General features: G+C 70.9%; 22 protein-coding genes. 12 read left to right on the top strand and 10 right to left on the bottom strand.

Annotated features, from left to right (window positions below; genetic code table 11):
- Positions 1–15 precede the first annotated feature (15 nt).
- The gene (locus HNR19_RS09755) at positions 16–828 is read left to right on the top strand and encodes a crotonase/enoyl-CoA hydratase family protein (RefSeq protein WP_179667739.1); all 813 of its coding nucleotides are present in this window, start codon (positions 16–18) and stop codon (positions 826–828) included.
- A gap of 35 nt (positions 829–863) precedes the next feature.
- Positions 864–1571, top strand: a complete 708-nt coding sequence (locus HNR19_RS09750; protein WP_179667738.1) for a type III secretion system chaperone family protein — start codon at positions 864–866, stop codon at positions 1569–1571.
- Here HNR19_RS09750 and HNR19_RS09745 read toward each other — a convergent pair.
- Together HNR19_RS09745 and fadD8 are read right to left on the bottom strand one after the other, a co-directional pair.
- Positions 1568–2158 (bottom strand): cytochrome b, encoded by a 591-nt coding sequence (locus tag HNR19_RS09745; protein WP_179667737.1) that lies wholly within the window; start codon positions 2156–2158, stop codon positions 1568–1570. The genes HNR19_RS09750 and HNR19_RS09745 overlap by 4 nt on opposite strands.
- Before the next feature lie 31 nt (positions 2159–2189).
- Positions 2190–3785, bottom strand: a complete 1596-nt coding sequence (gene fadD8 / locus HNR19_RS09740; RefSeq protein ID WP_179667736.1) for a fatty-acid--CoA ligase FadD8 — start codon at positions 3783–3785, stop codon at positions 2190–2192.
- Positions 3786–3899: 114 nt separating this feature from the next.
- Here fadD8 and HNR19_RS09735 point away from each other — a divergent pair, with 114 nt between their 5' ends.
- On the top strand, positions 3900–4892 hold the full coding sequence (locus HNR19_RS09735) for a zinc metalloprotease (RefSeq protein ID WP_179667735.1): 993 nt from the start codon (positions 3900–3902) through the stop codon (positions 4890–4892).
- 55 nt (positions 4893–4947) lie between these two features.
- A complete protein-coding gene (locus tag HNR19_RS09730; protein ID WP_179667734.1) occupies positions 4948–6231 on the top strand; it encodes a hypothetical protein in 1284 nt (427 codons plus the stop codon).
- Positions 6232–6242: 11 nt separating this feature from the next.
- On the opposite strand, the gene HNR19_RS09725 is transcribed toward HNR19_RS09730, so the two are convergent.
- Both HNR19_RS09725 and HNR19_RS09720 read right to left on the bottom strand, forming a co-directional pair.
- Positions 6243–6626, bottom strand: coding sequence for a hypothetical protein (locus HNR19_RS09725; protein WP_179667733.1), 384 nt, complete (start codon positions 6624–6626; stop codon positions 6243–6245).
- 62 nt (positions 6627–6688) lie between these two features.
- Complete coding sequence (locus HNR19_RS09720) at positions 6689–7732, bottom strand: LLM class F420-dependent oxidoreductase (protein WP_179667732.1); 1044 nt, start codon at positions 7730–7732, stop codon at positions 6689–6691.
- A gap of 56 nt (positions 7733–7788) precedes the next feature.
- Here HNR19_RS09720 and HNR19_RS09715 point away from each other — a divergent pair, with 56 nt between their 5' ends.
- From HNR19_RS09715 to HNR19_RS09685, 7 genes are all read left to right on the top strand, one after another.
- Complete coding sequence (locus HNR19_RS09715; RefSeq protein WP_179667731.1) at positions 7789–8763, top strand: Zn-ribbon domain-containing OB-fold protein; 975 nt, start codon at positions 7789–7791, stop codon at positions 8761–8763.
- A gap of 10 nt (positions 8764–8773) precedes the next feature.
- Entirely contained in the window at positions 8774–9826 is a 1053-nt protein-coding gene (locus tag HNR19_RS09710; protein ID WP_179667730.1) for a thiolase domain-containing protein, read from the top strand.
- Positions 9827–9828: 2 nt separating this feature from the next.
- The gene (locus tag HNR19_RS09705) at positions 9829–10989 is read left to right on the top strand and encodes a thiolase domain-containing protein (RefSeq protein WP_179667729.1); all 1161 of its coding nucleotides are present in this window, start codon (positions 9829–9831) and stop codon (positions 10987–10989) included.
- Positions 10990–11002: 13 nt separating this feature from the next.
- A complete protein-coding gene (locus HNR19_RS09700; protein ID WP_179667728.1) occupies positions 11003–11821 on the top strand; it encodes an enoyl-CoA hydratase in 819 nt (272 codons plus the stop codon).
- A 67-nt stretch (positions 11822–11888) separates the two neighbouring features.
- Positions 11889–12656 (top strand): type I methionyl aminopeptidase, encoded by a 768-nt coding sequence (gene map / locus HNR19_RS09695; protein WP_179667727.1) that lies wholly within the window; start codon positions 11889–11891, stop codon positions 12654–12656.
- 194 nt (positions 12657–12850) lie between these two features.
- On the top strand, positions 12851–14038 hold the full coding sequence (locus HNR19_RS09690) for a hypothetical protein (RefSeq protein WP_179667726.1): 1188 nt from the start codon (positions 12851–12853) through the stop codon (positions 14036–14038).
- Positions 14025–14525, top strand: a complete 501-nt coding sequence (locus HNR19_RS09685; RefSeq protein WP_179667725.1) for a SigE family RNA polymerase sigma factor — start codon at positions 14025–14027, stop codon at positions 14523–14525. The genes HNR19_RS09690 and HNR19_RS09685 overlap by 14 nt, the downstream gene beginning before the upstream one ends.
- Here the strand turns inward: HNR19_RS09685 and HNR19_RS22685 are convergent.
- From HNR19_RS22685 to HNR19_RS09665, 4 genes are read right to left on the bottom strand one after another with little or no spacing between them, the layout of a single operon-like run.
- Entirely contained in the window at positions 14507–14974 is a 468-nt protein-coding gene (locus HNR19_RS22685) for a GNAT family N-acetyltransferase (protein ID WP_179667724.1), read from the bottom strand. The two genes, HNR19_RS09685 and HNR19_RS22685, sit on opposite strands and share 19 nt — an antisense overlap.
- A 25-nt stretch (positions 14975–14999) precedes the next feature.
- Positions 15000–15155: a hypothetical protein gene (locus HNR19_RS09675; protein ID WP_179667723.1), complete on the bottom strand. Its 156-nt coding sequence runs from the start codon at positions 15153–15155 to the stop codon at positions 15000–15002.
- Between the two features lie 39 nt (positions 15156–15194).
- Entirely contained in the window at positions 15195–16448 is a 1254-nt protein-coding gene (locus tag HNR19_RS09670) for a cytochrome P450 (protein WP_179667722.1), read from the bottom strand.
- A gap of 14 nt (positions 16449–16462) precedes the next feature.
- Entirely contained in the window at positions 16463–17701 is a 1239-nt protein-coding gene (locus HNR19_RS09665; protein ID WP_343047129.1) for a cytochrome P450, read from the bottom strand.
- Positions 17702–17847: 146 nt separating this feature from the next.
- Here HNR19_RS09665 and HNR19_RS09660 point away from each other — a divergent pair, with 146 nt between their 5' ends.
- A complete protein-coding gene (locus HNR19_RS09660) occupies positions 17848–19011 on the top strand; it encodes a steroid 3-ketoacyl-CoA thiolase (RefSeq protein WP_179667721.1) in 1164 nt (387 codons plus the stop codon).
- Between the two features lie 3 nt (positions 19012–19014).
- On the opposite strand, the gene HNR19_RS09655 is transcribed toward HNR19_RS09660, so the two are convergent.
- Together HNR19_RS09655 and HNR19_RS09650 are read right to left on the bottom strand one after the other, a co-directional pair.
- Positions 19015–19896, bottom strand: a complete 882-nt coding sequence (locus tag HNR19_RS09655; protein ID WP_179667720.1) for an SDR family oxidoreductase — start codon at positions 19894–19896, stop codon at positions 19015–19017.
- Positions 19897–20667 carry an SDR family oxidoreductase gene (locus HNR19_RS09650; protein WP_179667719.1) on the bottom strand — a complete coding sequence of 257 codons (771 nt, stop codon included), beginning with the start codon at positions 20665–20667 and terminating at the stop codon, positions 19897–19899.
- Between the last annotated feature and the right edge of the window lie 8 nt (positions 20668–20675).

Here is a 20675-nt window from a genome sequence, read left to right as displayed (position 1 = left end):
GCTAGCGTGGTTCGTATGAGCACCGATGCCGCACCCGTCCGCACGTCGCCCGACTGCCTCGTCGAGCAGGACGGCCACAAGCTGATCGTCACCATGAACCGGCCCGAGCGGCGCAACGCGCTGTCGACGGAGATGCTGCGGATCATGGAGGAAGCCTGGGACCGGGTGAACGAGGACCAGGAGATCCGGGTCTGCATCCTGACCGGCGCCGGCGGCTACTTCTGCGCGGGGATGGACCTGAAGACCGCGAACGAGAAGCCGCCGTCGGAGAGCTTCGAGTCCGGCGAGTACGACCCGACGGTCATCAAGGGGCTGCTCAAGGGCTTCCGTCTCACCAAGCCGCTGATCGCGGCGGTCGAGGGCCCCGCGATTGCCGGCGGGACCGAGATCCTCCAGGGCACCGACATCCGGGTCGCGGGCGAGTCGGCGAAGTTCGGTGTGGCCGAGGCGCGGTGGAGCCTCTACCCGATGGGCGGCAGCGCCGTACGGCTGCCTCGCCAGATCCCCTACACCGTCGCCGCCGAGCTGCTGCTCACCGGCCGCACGCTGCTCGCACCGGAGGCGAAGGAGCTGGGACTGATCGGCCACGTGGTGCCGGACGGCGAGGCGCTGGCGAAGGCGCACGAGATCGCCGACATGATCGCCGCCAACGGGCCGCTCGCCGTGCAGGCGATCTTGCGGACGATGCGGGAGTCCGAGGGCAAGCACGAGGACGAGTGCTGGGCGGCCGACGCGAAGATCGGTGCGGCGGTGTTCTCCTCCGACGACGCCAAGGAGGGCCCGCGGGCGTTCCTGGAGAAGCGGAAGCCGGAGTTCAAGGGGCGTTGAGTTAGGTACGCCGCCCGCGCGGGTAGCGTCCGGCCATGGAAGCCGGGATCCTTCTGTTCCTCCTGTTCGGCCTGGTCGTGGTCGGCCTGTTCGCCCTGGTCATCGGGCTCGCGATCGTCGGGCAGCGCCGGGCGCGGGAGCGGCAGCAGGGGATGGCGGGCTTCGCGCACCACAAGGAGTGGGAGTACCGGCCCGCCGACCCGTCCCTGGTCGGGCGGTTCCACGGCGCTCCGTTCGGTCGCGGGCACAGCATGGCCGCGACCAACGTGCTCCTCGGACGGCACGACGGCCGACCGTTCGTGGCGTTCGACTACCGCTACACCACGACGTCGGGCAGCGGCGACGACCGCTCGAGCAGCACCCACACGCACTCGGTCGTCGCGCTCAACCTCGGCGTGCAGACACCGGGGCTGTCCGTGGCGCCGACCGGCACCTTCGGCCGCCTCGTCAACGCGGTCACCGGCCGCGACATACCCATCGGGGACCCGGCGTTCGACCAGGCGTTCACGGTCACGTCGCACTCCCCCGAGTTCGCGCGCGACGTGCTGCACCCCGGGATCCTCGACGTGGTCCGCCACCACCCGCACCTGGCCTGGCGGTTCGAGCAGGACTCGATGCTCGTCATCCGCAACGGCGAGCACAGCCCGCAGGAGGTCGAGGCCAAGCTCCACTTCATGGACGCGATCCTCGACCGGATCCCTCCGCACGTCATGGACAAGCTGCGGGGCGAGCAGCCGCGCTAGGCGACGGGGCGGCTCCCCGGGAGCATCCGCGGCAGCAGCCGCCGCCCGAGCACCATCGTCAGGTGTGCGCCGAGCGCCACGAAGAAGCAGACGTGCGCCACCACGTGCAGGGCCACGAGGTCGCGGTCGGCGACGAGGAGCAGGCCGGTCGCGGGCACGACGAACATCAGGGAGAGCAGGACCGCCTCGGTCGCGTGGACCACGCGCTGGTCGGTGGTCGAGAGCCGCGGGTCCCACGGCGGCAGCGGTGTCAGCCGGCGCCAGGCGACCCGCACCAGGCCGACCGCGAGGATCGCGATGCCGAGAACCACGTGCAGGGTCGGGATCTGCTCCTCCGCCGCCTGCTCCCGAGCGTCCTCGCGCGCCTCGCAGCGCTCCTCGACCCGGTCGAGCCGCTCGTCCTCCGCGTCGGAGGTGTCGCCGCCGCTGCGTCCCTCGCCCACCGGGTCGCACTCCACCTGCGGCAGGTCCGGGTCGGTGTCCATCGTGTAGCCCACGACGAACTGCGTGGCGAACAGCGCCACGGTCAGCCAGTGCAGCGCCTTGGTGACGGCGCCGTAGCCGTGCTGTCCGTTGCGCAGCCGCATGGGGCCATCTCACCCCATCCGGCAAGGACCGTCAGCCGACGCTCCGGTCCCCCGTCCAGAACTGCGCGCGGAGCGCCTTCTTGTCCGGCTTGCCGAGGCCGGTGAGCGGCAGGGCGTCGACGGCGATCACCTGCTTCGGCGCCTGCACGGAGCCCTTGCGCTCCTTGACCATGGACTGGATCTCGGCGACGACGTCGTCGGTGAGCTCGTGCCCCTCCCTGAGCACGACGACCGCGGTGACCGCCTCGCCGAACTTCTCGTGGGGCACGCCGATGACACCGACCTGCGCGACCGCCGGGTGCTGCGCGACGACGTCCTCGACCTCGCGCGGGAAGACGTTGAACCCGCCGGTCACGATCATGTCCTTGGTGCGGTCGACGATGTGCCAGAAGCCGTCCTCGTCCTCGCGGGCGACGTCGCCCGTGTGCATCCAGCCGTCGCGGAAGGTCTGCGCCGTCTCGTCGGGCAGCTGCCAGTAGCCGCCGGCGAGCAGGGGGCCGGCGACGCAGATCTCCCCCGGCTCACCGGGCGCGACCGGCGTACCGTCCTCGCCGAGCAGGGCGGTGCGGACGTAGGCCGACGGCCGGCCGCACGAGGTGAGCCGGGACTCGATCGGCTTCCCGTCGGCGTCGACGTGGTCGCGCTTGGCGAAGTAGCTGATGACCATCGGCGCCTCGGACTGGCCGTAGTACTGGGCGAAGACCGGCCCGAACCGCTCGATCGCCTCCTTCAGGCGCACCGGATTGATCGCCGACGCGCCGTAGTAGACGGTCTCCAGGGAGGAGAGGTCCCGGGTGCGGCTGTCGGGGTGGTCCATCAGTGCGTAGAGCATCGTCGGCACCAGCATCAGCGAGTTGATGCGCTTCTCCTCGATGGTCGCGAGCACCTCGGCGGGGTCGAAGCGGGAGGAGACGAAGAGCGTGCCGCCCTTGAGCACGACCGGCACGAAGAAGGCCGCGCCGGCGTGCGAGAGCGGGGTGCACATGAGAAAGCGCGGCTCCTCGGGCCACTCCCACTCGGCCATCTGCACCTGGGTCATCGTCGAGAACGCGCGCACCTGCCCGATCACGCCCTTCGGCTTGCCGGTGGTGCCGCCGGTGTAGGTGATCGACGTCGTGTGGTCGGGCTCGAGCAGCGCCGCCTCGAACGGCCGCGGCTCGAACGACGCCGCAACGGCGGTCAGGTCGGTGCCCACCTCGGCGAGGGCGTCCGGGACGGGGCCGATGGTCAGCACCTGCTTGAGGCCCGGGCACTTGTCGAGCAGCTCGACGGCACGGTCGGCGAAGTAGGGGTCGATCGTGATCGTCGTGATGCCGGCGTCGTTGATGACGTAGGCGTGGTCGTCGGCGGACCCGAGCGGGTGCAGGGACGTGCGCTGGTAGCCCTGGGTCTGCCCGGCGCCCATGATGAACAGCACCTCGGGGCGGTTGAGCGCGAGGAGCGCCCCGGGGGTGCCGCGGCCGGCGCCGAGGGACTCGTAGGCCTGGATGTATTGCGAGATCCGGTCGGCCGTCTCCTTGCCCGTGAGCGTCACGTCACCGAGGTGGACGATCGGGCGCTGGGCGTGTCGCTTGAGCGCCGCCACCATCAGGTGACCGTTGTGACCGGGCATCCGCATCGTGTCCATGGCGAGCAGACTAGAACGTGTTCTATTCGGGGACAAGCGCGCTCCGCGACGGGGCTGTCCATGGGCGCGATTCGGGCCTAACCTGAGCCATCCCCGTCTCGGAAAGGCACTGTCATGGTCGTCAGGTCCCGCGTCGTCACCCGTCTCGCAGCCGCCAGCCTCGCCGTCGGCTTCCTCACCTCGGCACCCGGCGTCTCGGTCGCGGCGCCCTCCGCCGGCGGGGAGGACTGCACCGACTACGGCGAGGTCGCCGAGGCCCCGAAGGGCTTCATCCCCCGCGACGACCACCAGATCGTGCGCCAGGACCCGCTCGCAGAGGTGCTCGCGGAGCGGCGTACGACGAGGTCCGCAGCCGCGGCGGCCGCGGAGCCGGGCACCATCCCGGTGCATTTCCACGTGGTCGCCAAGGACCGCGGCAACGCCGGCGGCAACCTGTCGCAGGAGCGGATCGAGGCGCAGATCGACGTCCTCAACGACGCGTACGCCGGCTCCGGGTTCTCCTTCGACCTGGTCGAGGTCACCCGGACCTACGAGCCGCAGTGGTTCAACCTGATCTCCGCCAACGGCTCCGACCCGCGCTACTTCCGGGGCAGCGGCAAGGAGATCAAGATGAAGCAGCGCCTGCACGAGGGCGACTCCGAGACGCTGAACATCTACACCGCCAGCCTCGGCCAGTTCCTGCTCGGCTGGGCCTACCTGCCGTGGGACTTCGCCCCGACGACCGGCGAGGCGCTGCCCCGCTTCTTCGACGGCGTCGTGCTCGACTACCGGTCGCTGCCCCAGGTCGCCGGTGACACCGGCGACAGCACGGCGTTCGCGATCTACGGCGAGGGCGACACGGCCACCCACGAGGTCGGCCACTGGCTCGGGCTGTTCCACACCTTCCAGGGCGGCTGCACCGAGCCGGGCGACCACGTGGGCGACACGCCTGCCGAGGCGTCGCCGGCGTTCCAGTGCCCGGTCGGCCGCGACACCTGCGCGGCCGCGGGCTCGGACCCGATCCACAACTTCATGGACTACACGCAGGACAGCTGCATGTTCGAGTTCACGCCGGGCCAGGTCACCCGGATGCAGGCCACCTGGGCGGAGTTCCGCGCGATCGGCTGAGCCGGCCCTCGCAAGATCCACGTCCACCGGCGACGGCGGCGGTACGTTCCCCGGCATGGCGAAGCGCCCCCGCAACCACGGCTATGCCGCCTTCGCCCCGGAGGACGTCGCGGACGCACGGGCGGGACGCCCGCCCGCCGAGCTCCGCGAGTACGGCGCCGCCCGCGGGCTCGCGTGGCTCGACCACGCGCGGCCACTGGGTTTCGCCGCGGCGGCGCCGGGCTTCGACGAGTACCGCTACAGCGTGCTGCGCGGCGAGCTCCCCGGTGGCCGGTACGGCGTGCTCATGCACCAGCTGATGGAGGTGCCGGTCACCGGCTCCCCCAACGTCAGCGGCACCCTCCACGGCTCGGTCGTGCGGACCGGTGGCCGGTGGTGGATGCCGAGCTGGCCCAACCGCACCGACATCCCGATCATCGGCGACTTCCTCGACCCGCCGACCGACCACAGCCCGCGCGAGCCCTTGGACACCGACGCCGTGTGGATCCCGACGACCGTCGTCGCGACCCACGTGCCCGAGAGCGTGCTCCAGTTGTTCCTCACCCGGCTCGACCGCCGCGACAAGCTCGCGCCCTACGACTTCACCCACCAGATCGCCCTCGAGCCGGCCGGCCTTCCGGGCTGGCGACTGCGGACGCACGTGCACCCGGTCGGCCACGACCTGCTGAGCCGCATGCTCTCCGGGCCGGTGCGCGAGGTGCTGGCCCGCCGTCACGCGGACCCGTACTTCGGCGTCCTGCTCCTCCGCGGCACGCTGGTGGTGCGTCGCAACGGCTACCTGCTCGACCCGTCGGCGCTCGACCAGCTCGCCGCGGACGCAGTGACGATCGCGGACGCTGTCGCGGACGCCTGCCTGCCCGAGCTGTCCCCGCGCCCGTTCTCCGAGCCGCTCCCGTCGCCCAGGTCGGAGCACCCCGAGGTGACGCCGGCGTGGCGCGACGGCTACATCCAGGTCGCGACGCGACTCGGACTCGCGATGGAGGACGTCGACGAGCTGCACCGCGCGTTTCCCTCGCTCCCGGTGCCCGGCCGCGTGGTGGCCGCGATGCGGGGCGACCTGGGAGGCGGGATCCACGGTCGCCTGGTCTACGCCGCGGAGCTGAACCTCGCGGCGTCGGAGCGTGCGCGCGGCGCGGTCCTGCTACCGGCCCCGCCGGGCGCGCGGCCCACCGCTCCCGCGGGCGAGCGACACGACGACCGGAAGCTGGTGCACCACCAACGCGAGGACATCACCGTGCTGTTGAGCACCCACACCGCGGGCTTCTTCCGCGAGGAGCAGGAGGACCTGGTCGCCCGGGCACTGACCTTCGCCCGCGAGCGCGACCTGCTGACCGGTTGAGGGGCGGGCGCCTACGAGACCCGCTCCGCGGGCACCTCGAGCGGCCGGACCCCGCCCAGTCGCTTCTGGTAGCGCACGTGGTCGGCGTAGCCCTCGAGGGTGCGCCACAGCGTCTGGTGGGCCTCCCACGGCAGCGGGTCGGCGCCCCGGCGCCAGCTGTCACCGAAGCTGATCCACACCGGCACCCATTCGGCCGCGTCGTCCCAGGCGCCACGCTTCTGCATGATCAGGCGGCGCCGGACCTGGAACTCCGTGCGCGGGCCGTCGACGCAGATCGGCGCGGTGCGCACCGGCCACACCCGCAGGTCGAGCTCCATCAGCGTCAGCTCGACGTCCTCCAGCACGCGCGGGTCCACCAGGACCGTCGCGACGTTCTCGTGGGGATGCCGCAGCATGGAGCAACGCTAGTCGCTGGCTCCGACACCGTCACGGATTCGCGCAAGCAGACGCGCCCCGGTCAGGCGAGCAGCTCCGCGACCTGGCGGATCTCGCCGGCGCTCCGGCAGCTGAGGAGCAGCGTGGTCACGCCCGTCTCCTCCCACTGGGCGACCCGCTCCTTCACCTCCGACGCGGTCCCGATGATGTGCATGTCGGTGACCAGCTCGTCCGGGATCAGCGCGGTCGCCTCGTCCTTGCGCCCCGACAGGTAGAGCTCCTGGACCTTGTCGGCGAGCGCGCCGTACCCCATGCGGGTGAAGACCTGGTGGTGGAAGTTCTGCTCCTTCGCACCCATGCCGCCCATGTAGAGGGAGACGAACGGCTTCATCGCCTCGACGACGGCCTGCTTCTCGTCGCCGTCCTCGACGACCTGGAGGTGACAGGTGGCCGCGATCTCGAACGAGTCGCGCGTCCGGCGGGCGCCGGGCCGCGCGAAGCCCTCGTCGAGCCACGGCTGGTACATGCCGGCGCTCTTCGGCGTGTAGAAGATCGGGATCCAGCCGTCCGCGATCTCGGCGGTCTGCGCGACGTTCTTCGGACCCTCGGCACCGAGCCAGATCGGGATGTCGGCGCGCAGCGGGTGCACGATCGGCTTGAGCGGCTTGCCGAGACCGACCGATCCGGGGCCGTTGTAGGGCAGCGGGTGGTGCGGGCCGTCGTTGGTGACGGGCGCCTCGCGGGCCAGCACCTTGCGGATGATCGAGACGACCTCACGCGTGCGCGCGAGCGGCTTCGAGAACGGCTGGCCGTACCAGCCCTCGACGACCTGCGGGCCGCTCACGCCCATGCCGAGGACCACGCGGCCGCCGGTGAGGTGGTCGAGCGTCAGCGCGTGCATCGCGATCGACGTCGGCGTCCGCCCCGACATCTGCACGATGGACGTGCCGAGGCGCACCCGGGAGGTCTCCCGCCCCCACCACGCCAGCGGGGTGAACGCGTCGCTCCCCCACGCCTCCGCCGTGAAGACGGCGTCGAAACCGGCCTCCTCCGCCGCGGCCACGAGCTCCGCGGTCCCCGTCGGGGGCTGCGCGCCCCAGTAGCCCAGCTGCAGGCCCAGCTTCATCTCATACCTCCGGGTGGTCGTTGATCCGAATACTAGAACGTGTTTCACTTTGCCGCATGAGCCGCACCCTGCAGGCGCCCGTGACGGTCGCCTTCGACTACACTCGATCGGTCGGCCCGGTGCTCGGTCGTTTCCTGACCGGCCTTCGCGAAGGCCGCTTCGTGGGAGCACGCACGAGCGACGGCCGGGTCGTCGTACCGCCGCCCGAGTTCGACCCTCTCACGCACCGGGCGACCGCCGACTTCGTCGACCTCCCCGACACCGGGACCGTGACCTCGTGGACGTGGGTCAGCGAGCCGGTCGCCGGCCAGCCCTTCGACCGGCCGTTCGCGTTCGCGCTGGTGACCCTCGACGGCGCCGACGCGCCGATCCTGCACGCCGTCGACGCGGCGGGCCCGGAGGAGATGTCCACCGGGATGCGGGTACGGGCGCGGTGGGCCGAGGAGCGGGCGGGAGTGATCACGGACTTCGTGTTCGAGCCGGACGGGTCCTCGGAGGTGTCGAGGCTCGGCACCGGGGCGCCTCGCACCTCGACCACCGAGGAAGGCGACGCGGTGAGCGGGATCATCACCCCGGTCAGCCTCGACTACGTCTACGCCGCCTCCCCGGAGGAGTCCGCGTTCTTCCGCGGCCTCTCGGAGGGCCGGATCCTCGGCCAGCGGTGCCCGAAGTGCCAGAAGGTCTACGTGCCGCCGCGGCCCGCGTGCCCGGTCGACGGCGTCCCGACCGAGGGCGAGATCGAGCTGTCCGACACCGGCACCGTCACGACCTTCTGCATCGTGAACGTGCCGTTCCAGGGCCAGAAGATCAAGCCGCCGTACGTCGCCGCCTACGTGCTGCTCGACGGCGCCGACATCGCGATCCAGCACCTGATCCTCGACATCCCGGCGGACGAGGTGCGGATGGGGCTGCGGGTGAAGGCCGTCTGGAAGCCGCGCGAGGAGTGGGGCACCACGATCGAGAACATCAGCCACTTCGCGCCGACCGGTGACCCGGACGCGGACTACGAGACCTACAAGCAGCACCTGTGAGGAGCGGATCATGAGAGACGTTGCCGTCGTCGGGTTCGCCCAGCGACAGATGACCGACTACGACGGGTCGCCGCAGTGCGCGGAGCTGCTGGTGCCGCTGCTCGCGGAGTGCTACGAGCAGACCGGCTGGACCAAGAAGGACATCGGGTTCTGGTGCTCCGGCTCGTCGGACTACCTCGCCGGACGGGCGTTCTCGTTCGTGTCGGCGATCGACGCGATCGGCGTGCTGCCGCCCGTCAACGAGTCGCACGTGGAGATGGACGCCGCGTGGGCGCTCTACGAGGCCTGGCTGAAGATCCAGACCGGCGAGGTCGACACGGCCCTGGTCTACGGCTTCGGAAAGTCCTCCGCGGGCGTGCTGCGCCGTACGCTCGCGCTGCAGCTCGACCCGTACACGATGACGCCGCTGTGGCCCGACACCGTCTCGATCGCCGCCCTCCAGGCGCGCCTCGGCATCGACGCGGGCCTGTGGGACGAGCGGGCGATGGCCGAGGTCGTCGACCGCTCCCTGACCGACGCCGAGAAGAACGAGTACGCCGTCCGCGCGGGCGGGTCGTCCGTCGAGGACCTCCTGGCCCGGCCGATGTTCGCCGACCCGCTGCGCAAGCACGACTGCGCCCCGGTGACCGACGGCGCGGCCGCGATCGTGCTGGCGGCCGGCGACCGTGCCCGCGAGGTGCGCGACCGGCCGGCCTGGATCACCGGTCTCGGCCACGTGTCCGACGGCCTCCACCTCGGCACCCGCGACCTCACCCAGTCGGAGTCCGCCGAGCGGGCCGCCGCGTCAGTGGGCGGCCTCGACGGCGTCGAGATCGCCGAGGTGCATGCGCCGTTCAGCCACCAGGAGGTCATCCTCCGCGGTGCGCTCGGGCTCGCGGACGACGTACGGATCAACCCGTCGGGCGGACCGCTCGCGGGCAACCCGATGTTCACCGGCGGCGCGATCCGGATCGGCGAGGCGGCTCGCCGGGTGTGGGACGGGACCGCCGACAAGGTGGCGGGCCACGCGACCAGCGGACCGGCCCTGCAGCAGAACCTCGTGTGCGTGATGGAGGCGAAGTAGAGATGGCGAAGGTTCCTGCGGCGGTCGTCGGGGTCGGGCAGACCCACCACCGCGCGAAGCGTGAGGACGTCTCGATGGCCGGCCTGTGCCGGGAGGCGATGGACCGGGCCCTCGAGGACGCCGGCATGACGCTCGACGAGATCGACGCGATCGTCGTCGGCAAGGCCCCCGACCTCTTCGAGGGCGTGATGATGCCCGAGCTGTACCTCGCCGAGGCGCTCGGCGCTGCCGGCAAGCCGCTGCTCCGCGTGCACACCGCCGGCTCGGTCGGCGGCTCCACGGCGATCGTGGCGTCGTCCCTCGTCCAGGCGGGCGTACACAAGAAGGTGCTGACCGTCGCGTTCGAGAAGCAGTCGGAGTCCAACGCGATGTGGGCGCTGTCCGTGCCCGTGCCGTTCGTGATGCCGGTGCACGCCGGTGCGGGTGGCTACTTCGCTCCCCACGTGCGGTCGTACATCCGGCGGTCGGGCGCGCCGACGGAGGTCGGCGCCATGGTCGCGGCGAAGGACCGCACCAACGCACTGAACAACCCCTACGCCCACCTGCGCGAGGAGAAGACCGTCGAGCAGGTCCTCGGCTCGACCATGCTCTGGGACCCGATCCGCTACGACGAGACCTGCCCGTCGTCCGACGGCGCATGCGCGCTGGTGATCGTCGACGAGGACGTTGCGCGCAGCTCGAGCAACCCGGCCTGGATCCACGGCACGGTGATGCGCTCGGAGCCCACGACCGCCGCCGAGCGCGACCAGGTCAACCCGCAGGCGGGCCGCGAGGCGGCCGCGACGCTCTGGCGGCAGGCCGGCATCACCAACCCGCTCGAGGAGATCGACGCGGCCGAGATCTACGTGCCGTTCTCCTGGTTCGAGCCGATGTGGCTGGAGAACCTCGGCTTCACCGAGGAGGGCGCCGGGTGGAAGCTGACCGAGGCCGGCGAGACCGGCATGGACGGCAAGCTCCCGATCAACTGCTCCGGCGGCGTGCTCTCGTCCAACCCGATCGGCGCGTCCGGGATGCTGCGGTTCGGCGAGGCGGCGCTCCAGGTGCGCGGCGCCGCGGGCGACCACCAGGTCGACGGGGCGCGCAAGGCGCTGGGCCACGCCTACGGCGGCGGGTCGCAGTTCTTCGCGATGTGGGTCGTCGGCGCCGACAAGCCCACCAACTGATGGGCCACGACCGATGACCGAGGGCCACGGCTTCGTCCTCGTCGACCGCCCCAAGGACGACGTCGCGGTCGTCACGCTCAACCGCCCCGAGCGGATGAACTCGATGGCGTTCGACGTGATGGTGCCGCTCCGCGACGTGCTGCGCGGCATCTCCGACGACAACGCGGTGCGGGTCGTGGTCCTCACCGGCGCCGGGCGCGGGTTCTGCTCCGGCGCGGACCAGAGCGGCGAGCGGGGCCGGATGCCCAACATCGGCGGGCTCACCGCCGTGACCATCGCGTTGCGGGCGATGGAGCTGCTCGACGAGATCCAGGTGACGCTGCGCAAGATGCACCAGCCGGTCATCGCCGCGGTCAACGGCCCGGCGATCGGCGGCGGGCTGTGCCTCGCGCTGGCGTGCGACGTACGGGTGGCCGCGGAGTCGGCGTACTTCCGGGCAGCAGGCATCAACAACGGCCTCACCGCCAGCGAGCTCGGGCTCTCCTACCTGCTCCCCCGCGCCATCGGGTCGTCGCGCGCCGCCGAGATCATGCTCACCGGCCGCGACGTCGACGCGACCGAGGCGGCGGCCATCGGCCTCGTCTCGCGGGTCGTGCCCGACGACCAGCTGCTCGACTCGTGCCTGGAGACGGCGGCGGACATCACCCGGTGGAGCCGCCCCGGTGTCGAGCTGACCAAGCGGACCCTGGTCGACTCCCTCGACGCCTCCTCCTTCGAGCAGCACATGCACGCCGAGGGGACAGGCCAGCTGCTGGTCCGGCTGCTCACGCAGAACTTCGAGGAGGCCGTCGCCGCCCGCAAGGAGAAGCGCGCTCCCGAGTTCCGCGACTGATCCCCTCTCGGTGGTTGAGGTGCGAGGCCGCCCGCGGCCGAGCCTCGAAACCCCGTAGGCTGGGCGGGTGATCGAGCTCCGTACCCCGACCCAGATCGAGCAGATGCGTCCTGCCGGGCGCTTCGTCGCCTCGGTGATCAGCGCACTCGCCGAGAAGGCTGCGGTGGGGGTCAACCTGCTCGAGCTCGACGAGCTGGCGCACCGGATGATCAAGGACGCCGGCGCAGAGTCGTGCTACATCGACTACCACCCCTCGTTCGGCGCCAGCCCGTTCGGCAAGGTGCTCTGCACGTCGGTCAACGACGCGGTCCTGCACGGGCTCCCCCACGACTACGTGCTCCAGGACGGCGACCTGCTGTCCGTCGACTTCGCCGCCTCGGTCGACGGCTGGGTCTCCGACTCGGCCCTGTCGGTCGTGGTCGGCACGCCGCGCGAGGAGGACCTCCGGCTGATCGACACCGCCCAGCGGGCGCTCGACGCCGGCATCGCCGCCGCCCAGGCCGGCAACAAGCTCGGCGACATCTCGCACGCGATCGGCTCGGTCGCCCGCGCCGACGGTCTCGGCGTCAACCTCCAGTTCGGCGGCCACGGTGTCGGCCGCACCATGCACGGCGAGCCGCACGTGCCCAACGACGGCCCCGCCGGCCGCGGCCTCAAGCTCCGGCCCGGCCTGGTCATCGCGATCGAGCCGTGGTTCCTGCACACCACCGACGAGATCGTGTTCGACCCCGACGGCTGGACCATCCGCTCGGCCGACGGCTCGCGCGGCGCGCACGTGGAGCACACCGTCGCCATCACTGCCGACGGTCCGCTGGTGCTCACCGCTCGCGACTGAGATTTCTCGACCCGAGCCCCCTCCTTCGGAGTGGGTCGTGGCGTGGTGATGGGTGAAGCCCCACCCTGGAGGACACCATGACCACGCTGCACGACCGCCTCGTCGACCTCGCCGCCGACGCGCCCGCAGGCCAGGCCGAGCCGGATCTCTGGGATCGGGGGCGCCGGTTGGTACGACGCCGCCGGGGCACCCAGGTGATCGCCGGCGCCACGGTTGCCCTGGTCGCTGCACTCGGGATCGGCTGGTGGCAGCAGTCGCCGGGTCCGGTCGCACCCGCGTCGGCGGAGGCCGAGCTGCGGCTGCCGGACCGGTTCTACGAGCCGAGCGGCTGGCTGCCCGGCACCGAGGAATCCGGGCCCATCGGACCGCTCGTGGCCGTGATCGGTGCTGAGCGGTCGTCGTGGACCGGCGGCGACTACGGCGTGGTCGGCGTCTCTGGCGAGACCGGGGACTACCGCTTCCTCGATCTGCCAGTCGACGCCTTGACGAACAGCAGCCTTCCCGATGTCGCGCTGTCCCCGGACGGGCGCTACTTGGCATTCTGGACGGCCACCGCATCGAGCTCGTCCGACGTCTTCGTCGAAGGAGTGGCCGTCTACGACACGGTGACCGGAGAGACCGATCGGCGGGACTTCGATGCCCCCTGGGGCATGTCACCGGAGGGCATGATCTGGACCGGTCACACCCTGTGGGTCGACGCCTACCGGTTCGCCGACAAGACGCGCACACTTTCGCGCGGGGGTGACCCCTGGCAGTGGGCCCCGACCGCAGGCTGGAAGGAGGCTCCGTTCGCCCCGGACTTCTACGAGGCGAGTGCCTACGGCGACGACATCCTGATGTCGGTGCAGGGTCGTACCGCACGACTCAGCCTCGACGGGGCCGAGCCCGTCAGGATCCGAATGGATCTCCCGGCCGAGCACGCCGCCCTCGGGCCCGGTGGACAGATCGCGGGGGATCTCGATACTGACGGCCCGAGCCGGACCGACTCGGGCGCGGGTGCTCCCCTCGTCGTCGGGACGATCGCCCGCGATGGGACGGTCGATCTCACGCGCGTCCCTGAAGCCAGAGCTCACCAAGTGGTCGCCTGGCGTGATGAGCGGACCGTCGTTGTCCGCCGCTTCACCGATCGGTCCGCGTCGAGCGTTCCTTTCCTGGCGGTCGACGTGCGCACGGGCGAAAGCACCGTCCTCGTGGACAACCAGAGCCAGACCGACTGGCTGATCCAGCCCCTCGTGGCCGCAGACGCGTGGGCGGCACCCACGTACGACGCGCCCGAGCCCCCGTCGCAGTGGGACCCGCGTCTCGTCCTCGGCGGCGGCGTCGCTGTCGTCCTCGCGGGCGGCATCGCAGTACTCCGATGGAGGCGCCGTGTCCGGCCGTGACGACTTCGAGTCGTTCGTCGCCGCGCGCCGCGGCGCGCTCCTCAAGTCGGCGTACCTGCTGACCGGGTCGCATGCCGACGCCGAGGACCTCGTCCAGACGACGCTCATCAAGGTCGTGCCCAAGTGGTCGCGGATCGCCGACCACCCCGAGCCTTACGTGCGGCGAGTGCTCGCCCGAGAGAGCATCAACCGCTGGCGGCGCCGGCGCTGGCGGGAGGTCTCAACGGCCGTGCTGCCCGACTCCCCTGTCGGCGCCGATGACGGGTCCGAGCGCGACATCCTGCGCGCGGCCCTGCTGAAGCTCTCGCCACGCCAGCGCGCCGTGGTCGTGCTGCGCTACTACGAGGACCTCACCGAGCGCGAGACCGCCGCCCGTCTCGGGCTCTCGCTCGGCACGGTGAAGTCGTATGCACGCGAAGGACTTGCGCGCCTGCGGACCACGCTTCCGATCGACGACCTGTCGGGGCCTCAGAGGTCCTTCTCGTAGAAGACTCGCTCGAACTCGCCGTCCCGACGTCGAGCAGTCTCGACGTAGCCCCACCGCTCGTAGAGCTGCTGGTTCTCCACCATGACCGCATGGGTGTACAGCCGGATCGACGGAAGCTCGTACGCAGCCGCTCGCTGCTCCGCGAGCTCGAGAAACGCGCGGCCGATGCCTCGTCCCTGGAACGCCGGGTGGACAGCGACGTTCTCGAGAAGCAGGTGGTCCTCCTGCCGGACGAGGATCAGGAAGCCCGCGACCACCCCGTCGTCGAGCTCGGCGACCCACACCTCGTCCCGCTCGACGGCGGCCTGGTAGTCGGTCTGGAGCGGCCCGGGGCGGACGCCCGCTGGCAGCCGCGGCAGGTAGATCGAGTAGGCGGCGACGGCGAGCTCGGCGAGGATCGGCGCGTCTTCTGTCGTTGCGGCACGGAGGCCGACCGGGCTGCCCGTCACCCGTCTCTCCGCCTCGTGCCGACGATCAGTTGCTGGTGATGCCCCAGATCATCCCGAAGATCCCGGCCCCGACGCCGGAGATGATGATCAACCACAGCGTGATCCAGGCCAGCGTGTGCATGCCGTGCTGGTAGTGGTTCTCGGAGAAGCCCTGGAACTGCTCGACGTCGATGTCGCTCATGTTCGAAGTATCGCGCTCGGAGTGATCCACGTCACGAACTTACGCGTAGCGGACCTGGAGATCCTTGATCCCGTTGATCCAGCCGTGGCGCAGCCGCTTCGGCTCGGCGAGCTTGCTGATGTCGGGCGCGACGTCGGCCAGCGCGTCGAAGATCACCCGGATCTCCTGACGGGCGAGGTTGGCGCCGAGGCAGTAGTGGGCGCCGTGGCCGCCGAACCCGACGTGCGGATTGGGATCGCGGGTGATGTCGAAGCGGAACGGGTCCTCGAAGACGTCCTCGTCGAAGTTGGCCGAGGCGTAGAAGATGCCGACGCGCTGGCCCTTCTTGACCGGCACTCCCCCGACCTCGACGTCCTCGAGGGCGGTGCGCTGGAACACCGTCACCGGCGTCGCCCACCGGACGACCTCGTCGACCATCGTGTCCGGCCGCTCGCGCTTCCAGAGCTCCCACTGGTCGGGGTTGTCGAGGAACGCGTTCATCCCGTGGCTGATCGCGTTGCGGGTCGTCTCGTTGCCGGCGACGGTCAGGATGATGACGAAGTAGCCGAACTCGTCGTCGTTGAGACCTCGGCCCTCCTCGTCGGCCTGGAGCAGCCGGGTGATGAGGTCGTCGCGCGGCGTGCCCGCCTCGATGAGCGCCTTGTGCTCCGCGGCCATCCCCATGGCGTACATGAGCACCTCGGCCGCCGCCTCCTGGCCGTCGACCTCCGCGTAGTCGGGGTCCTCGCTGGCGAGCATCTGGTTGGACCAGTGGAAGAGGCGGTGCCGGTCCGCCATCGGTACGCCGATCAGGTCGGCGATCGCCTGGAGGGGCAGCTCGGCCGCGACCTCCTCGACGAAATTGCCGCTCCCCCGCGCGACCGCGTCGCTGACGATCTTGTGCGCCCGCTCGCGCATGATCTGCTCGAGCGTGTTGATCGAGCGCGGCGTGAACGCCCTCGACACGATGTGCCGCATCGTCGCGTGGTCGGGCGGGTCCTGGTTGAGGATCATCACCCGCTGCATCTCGACGTCCGCGCGCGTCATGCCCTCCGGGAACCGGATGATCGCGCCGTTCTCCGCGTTGGAGAACTGCTTGCTGTTCTTCGAGACCGCCGCGACCTCGGCGTGCTTGGTCGCGGCCCAGTAGCCGGACCCCGACTCGGGCGCGAACCCGTCGTACGAGCCGGGCTTCTGCTCGATCCAGGCGACCGGGGCGGTACGGCGCAGCTCGCGGAACTGTTCGTGCGGGACCGCCGCCCAGTTGACGTCAGGATCGGTGAAGTCGAAGCCCTCGGGCAGGACGGCGGTCATCGCACACGGCCTCGCTACTTGTAGTTGACCTGGAGCTCCTTGATGGCGTTGAGCCATCCGGAGCGGAGACGCTGGGGCTCGCCAGCCTGGCTGATGCCGGGCACGATGTCAGCAAGTGCGTCGAAGATCAGCTTGATCTCCATCCGCGCGAGGTTGGCGCCGATGCAGTAGTGGGCGCCGTGACCGCCGAACGCGACGTGCGGGTTCGGGTCGCGGAGGATGTTGAACGTGAACGGGTCGTCGAAGACGTCCTCGTCGAAGTTGGCCGACGCGTAGAAGAGACCGACGCGGGCGCCCTTCTTGATCTCCTGGCCGGACAGCACCGTGTCCTGCTTGGCGGTCCGCTGGAACACCGTCACCGGCGTCGCCCAGCGGATGACCTCGTCGACCATGGTGTCGGGACGCTCGGCCTTCCACAGCTCCCACTGGTCGGGGTGCTGGAAGAACGCGTGCATGCCGTGGCTGATCGCGTTGCGCGTCGTCTCGTTGCCGGCGACGGTCAGCAGGATCACGAAGAAGCCGAACTCGTCGTTGGTGAGCGCGCCGTGGGCGTCGTCCTCACCCGCGTGGATCAGCTTGGTGACGATGTCGTCCCGCGGGTTCTCGCGACGGTCGTTGGCGAGCGCATCGAAGTAGGCGAGGATCTCCATCGACGCGACCGCGGGATCGATCTCGAAGTCGGGGTCGTCGTAGGCCATCATCTGGTTGGACCACTCGAAGAGCTTCTTGCGGTCCTCCTGCGGCACGCCGAGGAAGTCGGCGATCGCCTGCAGCGGCAGCTCCGCCGCGAGGTCCTCGACGAAGTCGCCCGAGCCCTTCGCGGCGGCCTCCTCGACGATCTTGTAAGCACGGTCGCGGAGGTTCTCCTTGAGCGACGCGATCGCGCGCGGCGTGAACCCGCGCGAGACGATGCCCCGCATCTTGGTGTGGCTCGGCGGGTCGTGGTGGATGAGCATCGCCCGCTGCACCTCGACCTGGTCACGCGTCATGTCGGGGGCGAACCGGATGATCACGCCGTTCTCGGCGGTCGACCAGTTGTCGTTGTCCTTCGACACCTCGCGGACGGTCTCGTGCCGCGTGCACGCCCAGTAACCGGTGTCGAGGAACCCGGCGCGCGCCTCCGGCTCCTGCTCCACCCAGTGGATCGGCGCAGTCGAGCGGAGCGCCTTGAACTCGTCGTGCGGCAGCGCGACCGCGTTGATGTCGGGGTTCGTCGGGTCGAAGCCCGGCGGGATCAGGTCGACTGCGGTCACGTCTGCGGAACCTTTCGAGCGGACTGGAACACGTTCTCATCGGAGGCTACACATAGTCATGCAAATACGAAAGGCTTTCAGTAAATCCTCGGGCGGCGTGTCCCGGTCGTGTTGCCCGGGGCGAGAACGTGTTCTAGTTTTGGCGCATGGGCAACCCCGTGATCATCGACGCCGTCCGCACCCCTCTCGGCAAGCGCAAGGGGTGGCTGGCCGGCCTGCACCCCGCGCAGATGCTGGGCTTCGTCCAGCAGGAGGTGCTCCGCCGCGCCGGCGTCGACCCGGAGCTGGTCGAGCAGGTCGTCGGCGGCTGCGTCACCCAGGCCGGCGAGCAGTCCAACGACATGGTGCGCCGGGCGTGGCTCTACCAGGGCCTTCCCCAGCACACCGGCGGGACGATCCTGGACGCCCAGTGCGGCTCGGGCCAGCAGGCCGCCCACGTCGTCAACGACATGGTTGCGGCGGGCACGATCGACGTCGGCATCGCATGCGGCGTCGAGGCGATGACGCGCATCCCGCTCGGCGGCAACGTCCCACAGGGTCTCGGCGACCCCCGTCCGGATGACTGGACCATCGACATGCCCAACCAGTTCGAGGCGGCCGACCGGATCGCCAAGAACCGCGGGCTCACCCGCGCCGACCTCGAGACGTTCGGCCTCGCGTCCCAGCAGAAGGCGCGCGTCGCCGTCGACGAGGGCCGCTTCAAGCGCGAGATCGCCCCGATCGAGGCTCCCGTCCTCGACGAGGACGGCAAGCCGACCGGTGAGACGCGCGTGGTCGACACCGACCAGGGCCTCCGCGAGACCACGCTCGAGGGCCTCGCCGGCCTGAAGACCGTGCTGCCCGACGGCATGCACACCGCCGGCACCTCCTCGCAGATCTCCGACGGCGCCGCCGCGCTGCTGATCATGGACGAGGACCGCGCCGCGGAGCTCGGCCTCAAGCCGCGAGCCCGGATCACCTACCACTGCCTCGTCGGCTCGGACCCGTACTACCACCTCGACGGCCCGATCGACGCCACCCAGCGGGTGCTCGACAAGACCGGCATGGCGATCAGCGACTTCGACCTGTTCGAGGTCAACGAGGCGTTCGCCTCGGTCGTGCTGTCGTGGGCGGGCCAGCACCGGGTCGACATGGACAAGGTCAACGTCAACGGCGGCGCGATCGCGCTGGGCCACCCGGTGGGCGCGACCGGCGTACGCCTGATCACCGCGGCTCTGCACGAGCTCGAGCGCCGTGACGCCTCGACCGCGCTGGTGTCGATGTGCGCCGGTGGCGCGATGGCCACCGGCACCGTCATCGAGCGGCTGTAGCGGTTACGCGCCGTAGACCGGCTCCGGCGCCGGCGCCTCCGCGAGCAGCTTGCGAAGCGCCGGCCCGACCTCGGCTGCCTCCCAGCGGGAGCCCTTGTCGTCGGACGGGCCGTGGCGCCAGCCGTCCTCGACGGTGATCTTCCCGCCGTCGATCTCGATGACCCGCCCGGTGACGTCGCCGGCCTCCTCCGAGGCGAGCCACGCGACGATCGGTGAGTTGTCCTCGGGCAGCGCCATGCCCGAGGTGTCGAACGCGCCCTCCGTCATCCGCGTCTTGGCGACCGGCGCGATGGCGTTGACGGTCACGCCGTAGCGCCCCAGCTCCTGCGCCGCCACCAGGGTCAGGCCGGCGATGCCGGCCTTGGCCGCGGAGTACGTCGCCTGGCCCACCGAGCCCTGGAGACCCGCGCCCGACGACGTGTTGATCACCCGCGCGGCGCGCTGGCGCCCCTCCTTGGCCTCCGCCCGCCAGTAGGCGCCGGCGTGGCGGAGCGGCGCGAAGTGACCCTTGAGGTGGACCCGGACGACGGCGTCCCACTCCTCCTCCGAGGTGTTGACGAGCATCCGGTCGCGCACGAACCCGGCGTTGTTGACCAGGATGTCGAGCCCGCCGAAGGTGTCGATCGCCTGCTGAACCATGGCGGCCGCCGCCTCGAAGTCCGCGACGTCGGCGCCGTTGACGACCGCCTGGCCGCCGCGCTCGACGATCTCGTTGACGACCTCCTGGGCCGGCGTCTCGCCAGTGCCCTCGCCTGCCAGCGAGACGCCGTAGTCGTTGACGACGACCTTGGCACCGTGGGCCGCGAGCTCCAGGGCGTGGGCGCGGCCGATGCCGCGGCCGGCGCCGGTGACGATGGCGACGCGGCCTTCGAGCAGACGGGACATTCAGTTCTCCTTCATTGCGGCTTGGGCGATGTGCAGGAAGACCGGCTGCTCCCCGCCGCCGTGGCAGGCGACGCGGGCGCCGGAGACGTACGACGACAGGTCGCTCGCGAGGAACGCGACGACGTTGCCGATCTCCGCGAGACCGGCCATCCGACCGAGCGGGATGGTGCGCTCGATCGCAGCGACCGTGGCGTCTCCGCCGTAGTGGTCCGCTGTGTCGGGGGTGCGGACGAGACCAACGTCGACGGCATTCACGCGCACGCGCGGGCCCCACTCCATCGCGAGCGAGGTCGTCAGCGCGTCGAGCCCTGCCTTGGCTGCGCCGTAGGCCGCGGTGCCCGGCGACGGCCGGCCAGCCGAGACCGAGGAGATGTTGACGATGACACCGCCCCCGTCCTGCCCCTGCATGACACGGTTGGCCGCCTGGCTGACGAGCAGGGCGGACGACAGGTTGAGGCCCACGATCTTGTCGTGGAAGCGCGGCGAGGCGTCGGCCGCGAGTGCGTACGGCGCGCCGCCCGCGTTGTTGACGAGCACGTCGAGCCGGCCGTGGTCGGCGGCGATGCCGTCGACCAGAGCGGCGACCGCGTCGGCGTCGCGGACGTCGCAGACCCGGTGGGTCGCGCCCGCGGGTGGCTCGGCCTCGCTGCGGCCGCAGGTCACCACGGCCGCGCCTGCCTCGAGCAGGACCTCGGTGATGCCGCGACCGATCCCGCGGGCACCGCCGGTGACGAGGGCGACCCGGCCGGACAGGTCGATGTTCAGCGCCATGGCCTAAC

Origin of the sequence: Nocardioides thalensis, from assembly GCF_013410655.1 — a bacterium.
Lineage (GTDB): Bacteria > Actinomycetota > Actinomycetes > Propionibacteriales > Nocardioidaceae > Nocardioides > Nocardioides thalensis.
This window is presented reverse-complemented; position numbering and strand designations above follow the sequence as displayed.